The 1785-nt window shown below is 43.4% G+C and carries 3 protein-coding genes; all 3 read left to right on the top strand.

Annotated features, from left to right (window positions below; genetic code table 11):
* Positions 1–88 precede the first annotated feature (88 nt).
* The gene (locus tag ACP5N5_RS06890; RefSeq protein WP_042667100.1) at positions 89–460 is read left to right on the top strand and encodes an MGMT family protein; all 372 of its coding nucleotides are present in this window, start codon (positions 89–91) and stop codon (positions 458–460) included.
* A 99-nt stretch (positions 461–559) separates the two neighbouring features.
* Positions 560–928 (top strand): transcriptional regulator, encoded by a 369-nt coding sequence (locus ACP5N5_RS06885; protein WP_428134461.1) that lies wholly within the window; start codon positions 560–562, stop codon positions 926–928.
* 177 nt (positions 929–1105) lie between these two features.
* Positions 1106–1785 (top strand): hypothetical protein (locus ACP5N5_RS06880; RefSeq protein ID WP_428134458.1); only part of this gene is annotated, 680 nt, incomplete at its 3' end.

The raw sequence follows: 1785 nt of genomic DNA, 5'->3' as shown, positions 1-1785 counted from the left end.
AGTGAGCCCGGGCCAGGGGCTAACCCCGCTAACAAAACATCAGCGGGGAAACGCTTAATCCTGTTAGAAGCCCTTAAAGGTGTAAGCCTTGATAGTAATCGAGATCAAAGGCAGAGAGGTCACCGCATACAAAGCGTCAATGAGAGATATATGTGAAGCTGTCTATACGTTGACTATGATCATACCCCCCGGTAAAACAACATCATACTCGAGTATAGCTAGGCTACTCAAGATACATCCCCGGGTAGTAGCTTACTGCCTCTCCATTAATAAACACCCGGTTATCATCCCCTGTCATAGGGTCGTTTATAGTGATGGAGGAATAGGTGGTTTTTCACTAGGAGGTAGCCATGTGAAGAAGAAGCTATTAAGCCTGGAAGGTGTGGAATTCCTGGATGGACACGTTAAAGAAGACTATATAATGGACCTGGAATCCAGCATCCTAAGTAAAACCTCTTAGAGTTTTTATCCAGTATAATGAATCCCGAGCTAGGTGAAGAACAACTAATTATTTTAATATCCTGGTCGCATTTAAATAACATGGTTATAGGTGGTGAGTTTGAAGGCTTTCTGCATGGTGTTAAACAGGAAGATAATGCCAGTTATTAAATCCTATCTAGCGGTGAGGCTAGTTAAAGAACTAGGGTTCACACAACTTGAAGCAGCCAGAGCACTAGGTATGAAGCAGTCAGCCGTAAACTATGCTTTAACGGGAAAGAGGAAGCCTAAGTATTATGAATCAGTCCTTGGAATACCAGGCCTTAAGAACTTGCTTGATGATACTGTAGAGGATTTCAGGAAGGGAAGAGTGAGAAACCTGGATCAATGCAGTATATGCCGCTCCCTATTCTCAAGAGGCCTCTACAAGGAGGTTCTTAACGCTGTTGACGAGCCTATTGAAGAGATCAGTGGAGTTGGTAGGCTTTAATCTCGCACACGATACATTACAACTGAAAGCTTGTCCCTTGGGGCGGAGAGGAGGCTGGTTCCAGGAATTATTTATATCGGGTTATAGTTGATTTAAAGCCGGGATAAAGATATATTTGCTCATGATTACCATTTTAAATATTTTGAAGGAGTAAATCTATTTTAGGTGGCATTTTCCGTGGCATCAAGTGGCTTCGAGAAGGTAATAATAAGGCCTATATCTAAGGAGGAAGCATACGCATTACTATATGATGTAGCCACTCTTATATCAAACATGAAATCCTTCACAATAACAGCACGCGATCCATCCACAAACGAGGTCTCAGCCGTCTTAAGCAGGAGGTCTATTCTAGGAGTAACAAGGATTCCCCTGAAGATAAGAAGCGAGGTCAAGAGTGATGACATAATCCTAATGTATTTCAACTCAGATGCATTTAAGGCACAGATAGAGTATAGGCTTGTACCAGTCTTCTATGCCTTACATATTAATTTAAGGGCTGTGTGCGAGGGAGGAAACGCGGTGTTGTGTACAAGCGTCATCGAATCATTCACCAAGGAGTTAGAGGATGTATTAAAGAAGCCGGTAAAGCCAATGATAACTCCACCTAAGCCAGCCCCAAAGCCAGCCGAAGTAGCACCTCAAAGAGTTGAAACCCCGCCACAGGAAGCAGTAAAGCCACAAACCCCCCAGCCTCCCCCACCCACGTTATCTCCCACTCCACCTAAGCCTACTCAACCAGAGAGGATACTGGTTCCCCAGGAAAAAGAAACTATAGATATTACTAAATTATTTGACGAGGTATCGATTGCAATGGCACTCATAAACTCAGACCTAGTGTCAACAGGTGAGTTAACCGT

Source organism: Desulfurococcus sp. (genome assembly GCF_049970475.1).
Classification (GTDB): Archaea; Thermoproteota; Thermoprotei_A; order Sulfolobales; family Desulfurococcaceae; genus Desulfurococcus; species Desulfurococcus amylolyticus.
Note: the sequence above shows the minus strand (reverse complement) of the source record. Positions and strands in the feature narration are given on the sequence as shown.